Raw genomic sequence first — 7,616 nt, 5'->3', positions numbered from 1 at the left:
TACGGGATCAAGCTCGCCTACCATCACCACGTGTCGCACGACGGCGGCGGCGAGGGCGGGGCCGGCGGCGCGGCCGGCCTGACGGTGTGGGCGGCGATCGGCCAGATCGTGATGCTCGATATCGTGTTCTCGATCGACAGCATCGTGACCGCGATCGGCATGACCGAGCACATCCCGATCATGTTCGTCGCCGTGATCGTCGCGGTGACCGTGATGCTGTTCGCTGCGCAGCCGCTCGCACGCTTCATCGACCGCAACCCGACCATCGTGATGCTGGCGCTGTCGTTCCTGGTCGTGATCGGCATGACGCTGATCGCCGAAGGTTTCGGCTCGCACGTGCCGAAGGGTTACATCTACGCGGCAATGGCGTTCTCGGCATTCGTCGAGGGCATGAACATGCTGGCGCGGCGCGCGAAGGCGAAGCGCGCGGCGCAAGTGGAACGCGACTGAGCCGGCGCGCGTGACGCCGGCCGCCGCGGCAGCCGGCTCGCTGCGCGTCGTACGGAATCCAGACGAAATTCGCACGGAAAGGAGAAGCGCGATGAAATGCCCTGTCTGCAAGACGCCCGACCTGCTGATGGCCGAGCGCCGGTCGATCGAGATCGACTACTGTCCGACGTGCCGCGGCGTGTGGCTCGATCGCGGCGAGCTCGACAAGCTGCTTGCCCGTGAAACCGGCGATGCACCGGCCCGCCGCGACGCCGCACCGACGCAGCACACTGCACCGGCGCAGCGCGGCCGCGACGATGGCTGGGGGCGCGACGGCCGCGTGCACGACGAGCGTTACCGGCACGACGGGCAGCGTCGCAAGAAGTCGGTGTTCGACCTGTTCGATTTCGATTGAATCTGCAGCCCGCGTGCCTGAACGTGCGCGGCCCAATGCAAAAAAGCCCCGCCCGGCATTGCGCCGGGCGGGGCTTTTTCATGCGCGTCGCGTCACGTCACTTTGCGACACGCGCCAACACTTACGCATTGCCGGCCGTCACGTCGATGCGGCGCGGGCGCGTCTCCTCGCGGCGCGGAATCGTCAGCGTCAGCACGCCGTCGCGCAGGTTGGCGTCGATCCGCGACGTGTCGAGGTCGGGACTCAGCACGAACGTGCGTGCATAGCGTGTCGAGCGAACTTCGGCATGTCGCACGCGCAGGTCTTCCGGCGTATCGATGTGCGTGCCGGCTTCGATCGTCAGCGTGTTGTCGTACACCTTCACGTCGAGGTTCTCGCGCGGCACGCCGGGCAGGTCGGCCCGCAGCGTGACGCCGCGATCGTTCTCGACGATGTCGACGGCCGGCGTGATCGCGGGCCGGCGCGCGGCCTCGGCGGCAGCGGCAGGATGAACGGTGTTCGTTTGGCGCTCGGCCAGGATCGGGTTCGTATTCATGTCGGTATCCTGAAGGTTACTGAACGGTGATCGCGCGCGGCTTCGAGGCTTCGCGCCGGCCGACGCGAATCAGCAGGCAGCCGTTTTCGTAACGCGCGCTGACCTGATCGGGATCCGCGTCGCGCGGCAGTTCGACGACACGGCGGAACGCGCCGTGAAAGCGCTCCTGTGCATAGGTGCGCACGTCTTCGCCTTCGGCACGCGGCGCCGGTTTGCGCTCGCCGCTGATCGTCAGCAGGTCCTTGTCGATCGACACGTCGAAGTCGCCCGCGGCCATGCCGGGTGCGAACGCAACGATCTCGATGGCTTCGTCGGTGGCGCCGACGTTGAGTGCGGGAAACGCGCCCGGACGCACCGCGCGGATGCCGGACGGGCGCTCGCCGAGCAGGTTCGCCACTTGCCGCTGCACGCGGGCAAAGTCGTCGAACAGGTCGTAGCCGTGATGGATACCGCTCATGTTGGTCCTCCTGAACAGGGAACACGGGAGACGTGACGGCGCGACGCCTGCGGCGGGCGCGACGGGTGGCTCCACTGGATCGAAACGGGGGCCGTGCAAGCGATGAAGCACGGCCCGACGACGGTTAATTAGTGGCCGCTGCCGCGCATTTCAAGAGGGCATCCGCAATCTGCGTCAATGCATGCGCACAGGATTCGATGCGACAATCGCCGCGAGCGATCTGCAGACCAACCACACGGGACAATCATGGACATTCGACGTATCGCGATCGTCGGCGCCGGCGTGATCGGCGCGAGCTGGGCGGCTTTCTATCTGGCGCAGGGTTTCGACGTCGTCGCGACCGATCCGGCGCCGCACGCCGACGCGCGGCTGCGCGACGCGCTGGCCGCATTTCTCGGCGAGCGGGCCGCCGAACTTTCCGCGCGGCTGTCGTTCGACGCCGATCTCGGGCGCGCGCTGGACGGCGTCGACTTCGTGCAGGAAAACGGCCCGGAACGGCTCGACCTGAAGCGCGCACTGTACCGTCAGATGGACGACGTGCTGCCCGCGCACGTGCCGATCGCATCGAGTTCGTCGGGTCTGAAGATGTCCGATATCCAGATCGCGTGCGCGAAGCATCCGGAGCGTTGCCTGATCGCGCATCCGTTCAATCCGCCGCACCTGATCCCGCTCGTCGAGCTGGTCGGCGGCGACGCGACCGGCCAGGATGTGATCGCGCGCGTGAAGCAGTTCTACGATGCGCTCGGCAAGCAGACGATCGTCCTCAACAAGGAGATGACCGGCCACGTCGCGAACCGGCTCGCGGCCGCGCTGTTCCGCGAGGTGTATCACCTCGTCGGCGAAGGCGTCGTGAGTGTCGCCGACGCGGACAAGGCCGTCGCGTGGGGGCCCGGCCTGCGTTGGGGGCTGATGGGGCAGTGCCTGACCTATCACCTCGGCGGCGGCGCGGGCGGGATCGCGCACTTCCTCGAACACCTGTCGGGGCCGATCACGAGTTGGTGGGACGATCTCGGTACGCCGTCGTTCGATCCGGAAGTCGACCGCAAGCTGACCGACGAGCTGCGCGCGATCCAGGGCGAGCGTTCGATGCAGGAACTGGCGGCCGAGCGCGACCGCTTGCTCGTCGAGCTGATCGACGCACGGCGCCGCAGCTTCCTGCCCTGATCCGGTCGTGTCGGCGCGGCGGCGCCGGTCATTGCTGCAACGTCGCCTGGCTGGCCGGCGGCACGTGGGCCAGCCAGGCCGGGCTCGCGGCCTGCACGAGTTCGCGGTTGCGTGCGCGGGTCGCGGCGTTCGGCGGATAGTTGCTGTCGTTCGTCGGCAGTTCGCCGTCGAGATAGGCCTGCTTGAGCTGGTCGATGACTTCCGCGCGTGTCAGGCCCTGTTGTGTGGGCGCCGACGCGTCGGTCTGGGCAAAGGCGGGGGACAGCAGCGCGGCTGCAGCGGTCGCGACGGCGAATCGCAAAACGTTCATGGCGGGCTCCGATCAAGGGGACGGGGAACCGGACGCGCACGGCGACCTGCCGTGCGTACCGATGGGTCCCATTGTCACGAGCGGGTGCTGCGCGGACGATGACGCGTTCCGGGCAAAGCTGTCAGGTGCGGGCGCGGCCGTGCCCGCGTGCGGCGCGCCCGGCGCGGCTACAGCTCGGCCGCGGCGGTGATCAGCGTCGCTTCGAGCGCGAGTGTCGAACGCGACGCGGCCGCCGGCCGGTCGATCACGTATTCGAGTTCGCCGAGTTCGGGCAGCCCCGCGTCGAGCCGCGCGAGCCCGGCCGGGATCACGTAGCCGGCGAACGCGCTGACGCCGAGCCCCGCGCTCGCGGCCGCCCGCAACACCGCGACGCTGCTGCTGACCACCGCGATCCGGTACGGCCGCCCGACGGCCTCGAGCGATTCGAGCACGCGGCGGCGCGATACGCTCGGCTCCGGGTGCATCGCGAGCGGCAGCACGGTTTCATGGCCGGTGAGCCGCGATTCGGGGCCGGTGCACCAGTACAGCGGTTCGCTGCGGATCACGCGGCCGCGCCGGCTGCCCGCGATGCGCTTCGCGAACACGAGATCGTGCCGGCCTTCGTCGAGCGCGTCGAACAGGTCGCCCGACAGCCCGGTCGAGATCGCGAGCTCGACGTCCGGGTTGCGCTGCACGAAGCTCGCGAGCGCGGCCGTCAGGTGCGCCGACGCGAAATCCTCCGACATCGCGAGCCGCACCTTGCCCGACAGCGGCGGCCCGCAGACCGACGTGACGGCCTCGTCCATCAGCTCGAGAATGCGCACCGCGTAACGGAACAGCGCGTCGCCGTGCTGCGACAGGTGCACGTTGCGCGTGTCGCGCTCGAACAGCGGCCGGTCGAGCAGCTCCTCGAGGCGGCGGATGTGCTGGCTGACGGTCGACTGCGACAGGCTCACGCGCTCGGACGCGGCGGTGAAGCTGCCGGACTGGGCGACGGCGACGAAGCTGCGCAGCAGCTCGGGCGGTAACGGACGCATTGCTAAATCCACTGAATCGGTTTCGACAACTTCATAAATGGCCGGATTTTGTGGCGCTAGTATCGGATCACGCGCCGGTGCGGCCTCCGCGAACGGGGCGAATCGGGCGCGTAGCCCGTGTCGCGCCGCCGGCTGCTTCGGTCAGTCTAAGCCATCCGGCGTCCGGCCCGAAACCGCATCATCCCATCGACCCCGAGAACGTGCTCGCACGACGAGCCGCCGGGCCGCGGCGCCCCCGCCGCAGGAGACACAAGTCCGCGCCCGGGATCGGCGTGCGGGCCCGGTTCCTGCATGCGTCCGGCGCCCGTCACGAAGAGACTGGAGACGACTCATGATCATCTACGGAACCGCGCTGCTGGCGTTCTGCCACCTGGCCGGACTGTTTCTCGGCGACCTGCTCGGCAGCGCGATCGGCGTGAAGACCAACGTCGGCGGCGTCGGCATCGCGATGCTGCTGCTGATCTGCCTGCGCCTGTGGCTGCACCGGCGCGGCTGGCTGCCGAAGGAGACCGAGGCCGGCGTCGGTTTCTGGGGCGCGATGTACATCCCGGTCGTCGTCGCGATGGCCGCGAACCAGAACGTCGTCGCCGCGCTGAAGGGCGGCCCCGTCGCGCTGCTGGCCGCCGTCGGCGCAGTCGCGATCTGCGCATGCTGCATCGCGGTACTCGTGCGCACCGGGCGCGACGACACGGCCTTCGCGGGCGTGCCGCAATTCGAAGAACAGTAACGGAGGCCGCCATGCTGCAGATGCTCGAAAAGACTGTCGCCCACAATGGGCTCGTCGCGTCGTTCGCGCTGGTCGGCCTGATCATGTGGCTGTCGTCGATCGCGTCGCGCAAGCTCACGTTCGGCCGCGTGCACGGCTCCGCGATCGCGATCGTGATCGGTCTCGTGCTCGCGTACGTCGGCGGCGCATTCACCGGCGGCGAGAAGGGGCTGGCCGACGTCAAGCTGTTCGCCGGCATCGGCCTGATGGGCGGCGCGATGCTGCGCGATTTCGCGATCGTCGCGACCGCGTTCGAAGTGCAGCCGGCCGAGGCGCGCAAGGCCGGGCTCGTCGGCGTCGTGTCGCTGCTGCTCGGCACCGTGCTGCCGTTCATCGTCGGCGCGTGCATCGCGCGCGCGTTCGGCTATACCGACGCGGTCAGCATGACGACGATCGGCGCGGGCGCCGTCACCTACATCGTCGGGCCCGTCACCGGCGCGGCGATCGGCGCGAGCTCCGACGTGATCGCGCTCAGCATCGCGACCGGGCTCGTGAAGGCGATCATCGTGATGGTCGGCACGCCGGTCGCGGCGAACTTCATGGGGCTGAAGACGCCGCGTTCCGCGATGATCTTCGGCGGGCTGGCCGGCACCGTCAGCGGTGTGAGCGCGGGGCTCGCCGCGACCGATCGTCGGCTCGTCCCGTACGGTGCGCTGGTCGCGACGTTCCATACGGGCATCGGCTGCCTGCTCGGGCCGTCGCTGCTGTTCTTCACGACGCGCGCGCTGGTCGGCGCATAGCGCGCTGCGGTGCGGCCCGCGCGCGGGCCGCATCCATCGCGGCGTCCTCTGAGTCGCATTCGTCAACATCATCAATCGGCGGCGGCACGAGGCTTAGAATGCCGCTGAACCATCGAAGCGGGAGAACTGTTCATGACGGGATGGAATCACGCGCGGCAGGCGCGCGATGCACGGCTCGCGGCCGGCGCGGCTTATGCGCAGGGCAAGCGGGTCGATGCGCGCGACACCGTCGCGTTGCTCGAAGCGGTGCTGCGGCCCGGCGACCGCGTCTGCCTCGAAGGCGACAACCAGAAGCAGGCCGACCTGCTCGCGACGGCGCTCGCCGACGTCGACAGCGCGAAGATCCACGACCTGCACATGGTGCAGTCGGGTGTCGTGTTGCCCGAGCATCTCGACGTGTTCGAGCGCGGCATCGCGAAGCGTCTCGATTTCGCGTACTCGGGCCCGCAATCCCAGCGCATCGCGAAGCTGCTGTTCGGCGGCAAGATTGCGCTCGGCGCGGTGCACACCTATCTCGAGCTGTTCGCGCGCTACTTCATCGATCTCACGCCGCAGGTCGCGCTGATCGCCGCGGTCAGCGCCGACGCCGACGGCAACCTGTACACGGGCCCGAACACCGAGGACACGCCGACCGTCGTCGAGGCCACCGCCTTCAAGGACGGCATCGTGATCGCGCAGGTCGACCGCATCGTCGACAAGGTGCCGCGCGTCGACATCCCCGGCGATCGCGTGCATTTCGTCGTCGAGGCCGGCCGGCCGTTCTACGTCGAGCCGCTGTTCACGCGCGATCCGGCCGCGATCACCGAAACGCAGATCCTCACCGCGATGCTCGCGATCAAGGGCATCTACGAGCCGTACGGCATCAAGCGCCTGAACCACGGGATCGGCTTCAACACGGCCGCGATCGAGCTGCTGCTGCCGACCTACGGTGAAAAGCTCGGGCTGAAGGGCAAGGTCTGCACGCACTGGGCGCTCAATCCGCACCCGACGTTGATTCCCGCGATCGAGTCGGGCTGGGTCGAGCAGATCCACTGCTTCGGCTCCGAGGTCGGGATGGACGACTACATCCGCGCACGTTCCGACGTGTGGTTCACGGGCCCCGACGGGTCGCTGCGCTCGAACCGTGCGTTCTGCCAGACGGCCGGCCTCTATGCGTGCGACATGTTCATCGGCTCGACGCTGCAGATCGACCTGTCCGGCCATTCGTCGACGGTCACGGCCGAGCGGATCGCCGGCTTCGGCGGCGCGCCGAACATGGGCAGCGATGCACGCGGCCGGCGCCATCCGAGCGAGCCGTGGCTGAAGGCCGGCGCAGAAGCCGACCCCGACACGCCGGCGGCACTCAGGCGCGGCCGCAAGCTCGTCGTGCAGATCGGCGAGACGTTCGGCGACAAGAACGTGCCGATGTTCGTCGAGAAGCTCGATGCGCTGAAGCTCGCCGACAAGCTGCAGCTCGATCTCGCGCCGATCATGGTCTACGGCGACGACGTCACGCACATCGTCACCGAGGAAGGGATCGCGAACCTGCTGATGTGCCGCGACAAGGACGAACGCGAGCACGCGATCCGCGGCGTTGCCGGCTATACGGAAATCGGCCGCGGCCGCGACCGGAAGATGGTCGAGCGGTTGCGCGAGCGCGGCGTGATCCGCCGCCCGGAGGATCTCGGCATCGATCCGCTCGACGCCGACCGCCGCTGGCTCGCCGCGCGTTCGATCAAGGATCTCGTGCACTGGTCGGGCGGGCTCTATGCGCCGCCGGCCCGGTTCCGCAACTGGTGAGGAAA

General features: G+C 68.7%; 10 protein-coding genes. 6 read left to right on the top strand and 4 right to left on the bottom strand.

What is annotated here, in order from left to right:
• Both U5798_RS21140 and U5798_RS21135 read left to right on the top strand, forming a co-directional pair.
• Positions 1 to 450, top strand: a 450-nt coding sequence (locus U5798_RS21140) for a TerC family protein (protein WP_415859508.1), incomplete at its 5' end; no start/stop codon positions are given.
• 91 nt (positions 451 to 541) lie between these two features.
• Positions 542 to 844 carry a zf-TFIIB domain-containing protein gene (locus tag U5798_RS21135; protein ID WP_124453996.1) on the top strand — a complete coding sequence of 101 codons (303 nt, stop codon included), beginning with the start codon at positions 542 to 544 and terminating at the stop codon, positions 842 to 844.
• A 121-nt stretch (positions 845 to 965) separates the two neighbouring features.
• Here the strand turns inward: U5798_RS21135 and U5798_RS21130 are convergent, their stop codons facing one another.
• Together U5798_RS21130 and U5798_RS21125 are read right to left on the bottom strand one after the other, a co-directional pair.
• Complete coding sequence (locus U5798_RS21130) at positions 966 to 1,379, bottom strand: Hsp20/alpha crystallin family protein (RefSeq protein ID WP_124453994.1); 414 nt, start codon at positions 1,377 to 1,379, stop codon at positions 966 to 968.
• Between the two features lie 16 nt (positions 1,380 to 1,395).
• The gene (locus U5798_RS21125) at positions 1,396 to 1,836 is read right to left on the bottom strand and encodes an Hsp20/alpha crystallin family protein (RefSeq protein WP_124453992.1); all 441 of its coding nucleotides are present in this window, start codon (positions 1,834 to 1,836) and stop codon (positions 1,396 to 1,398) included.
• A gap of 246 nt (positions 1,837 to 2,082) precedes the next feature.
• Between U5798_RS21125 and U5798_RS21120 the strand changes: the two genes are divergently transcribed.
• Positions 2,083 to 3,000 (top strand): 3-hydroxyacyl-CoA dehydrogenase NAD-binding domain-containing protein, encoded by a 918-nt coding sequence (locus tag U5798_RS21120; RefSeq protein ID WP_322083077.1) that lies wholly within the window; start codon positions 2,083 to 2,085, stop codon positions 2,998 to 3,000.
• 28 nt (positions 3,001 to 3,028) lie between these two features.
• Here U5798_RS21120 and U5798_RS21115 read toward each other — a convergent pair whose 3' ends face one another.
• Both U5798_RS21115 and U5798_RS21110 read right to left on the bottom strand, forming a co-directional pair.
• Positions 3,029 to 3,310, bottom strand: a complete 282-nt coding sequence (locus U5798_RS21115; RefSeq protein WP_322083076.1) for a DUF4148 domain-containing protein — start codon at positions 3,308 to 3,310, stop codon at positions 3,029 to 3,031.
• Positions 3,311 to 3,477: 167 nt separating this feature from the next.
• On the bottom strand, positions 3,478 to 4,326 hold the full coding sequence (locus U5798_RS21110) for a LysR substrate-binding domain-containing protein (protein WP_124453986.1): 849 nt from the start codon (positions 4,324 to 4,326) through the stop codon (positions 3,478 to 3,480).
• 331 nt (positions 4,327 to 4,657) lie between these two features.
• Between U5798_RS21110 and madL the strand changes: the two genes are divergently transcribed.
• From madL to mdcA, 3 genes are all read left to right on the top strand, one after another.
• The gene (madL, locus tag U5798_RS21105) at positions 4,658 to 5,053 is read left to right on the top strand and encodes a malonate transporter subunit MadL (RefSeq protein ID WP_034186756.1); all 396 of its coding nucleotides are present in this window, start codon (positions 4,658 to 4,660) and stop codon (positions 5,051 to 5,053) included.
• A gap of 11 nt (positions 5,054 to 5,064) precedes the next feature.
• Positions 5,065 to 5,832, top strand: coding sequence for a malonate transporter subunit MadM (gene madM, locus U5798_RS21100; protein ID WP_322083075.1), 768 nt, complete (start codon positions 5,065 to 5,067; stop codon positions 5,830 to 5,832).
• A 132-nt stretch (positions 5,833 to 5,964) separates the two neighbouring features.
• Positions 5,965 to 7,611: a malonate decarboxylase subunit alpha gene (gene mdcA, locus U5798_RS21095; protein WP_322083074.1), complete on the top strand. Its 1,647-nt coding sequence runs from the start codon at positions 5,965 to 5,967 to the stop codon at positions 7,609 to 7,611.
• The last annotated feature ends 5 nt before the right edge of the window (positions 7,612 to 7,616 follow it).

Source organism: Burkholderia sp. BCC1972, assembly GCF_905339605.1.
Lineage (GTDB): Bacteria > Pseudomonadota > Gammaproteobacteria > Burkholderiales > Burkholderiaceae > Burkholderia.
Note: the sequence above shows the minus strand (reverse complement) of the source record. Positions and strands in the feature narration are given on the sequence as shown.

Excerpts from the sequence above, each read along its gene's own strand:
- U5798_RS21135 (WP_124453996.1), top strand. The coding sequence starts at position 542 with ATGAAATGCCCTGTCTGCAAGACGCCCGACCTGCTGATGGCCGAGCGC.
- U5798_RS21130 (WP_124453994.1), bottom strand. The coding sequence starts at position 1,379 with ATGAATACGAACCCGATCCTGGCCGAGCGCCAAACGAACACCGTTCAT.
- U5798_RS21125 (WP_124453992.1), bottom strand. The coding sequence starts at position 1,836 with ATGAGCGGTATCCATCACGGCTACGACCTGTTCGACGACTTTGCCCGC.
- U5798_RS21120 (WP_322083077.1), top strand. The coding sequence starts at position 2,083 with ATGGACATTCGACGTATCGCGATCGTCGGCGCCGGCGTGATCGGCGCG.
- U5798_RS21115 (WP_322083076.1), bottom strand. The coding sequence starts at position 3,310 with ATGAACGTTTTGCGATTCGCCGTCGCGACCGCTGCAGCCGCGCTGCTG.
- U5798_RS21110 (WP_124453986.1), bottom strand. The coding sequence starts at position 4,326 with ATGCGTCCGTTACCGCCCGAGCTGCTGCGCAGCTTCGTCGCCGTCGCC.
- madL (WP_034186756.1), top strand. The coding sequence starts at position 4,658 with ATGATCATCTACGGAACCGCGCTGCTGGCGTTCTGCCACCTGGCCGGA.
- madM (WP_322083075.1), top strand. The coding sequence starts at position 5,065 with ATGCTGCAGATGCTCGAAAAGACTGTCGCCCACAATGGGCTCGTCGCG.
- mdcA (WP_322083074.1), top strand. The coding sequence starts at position 5,965 with ATGACGGGATGGAATCACGCGCGGCAGGCGCGCGATGCACGGCTCGCG.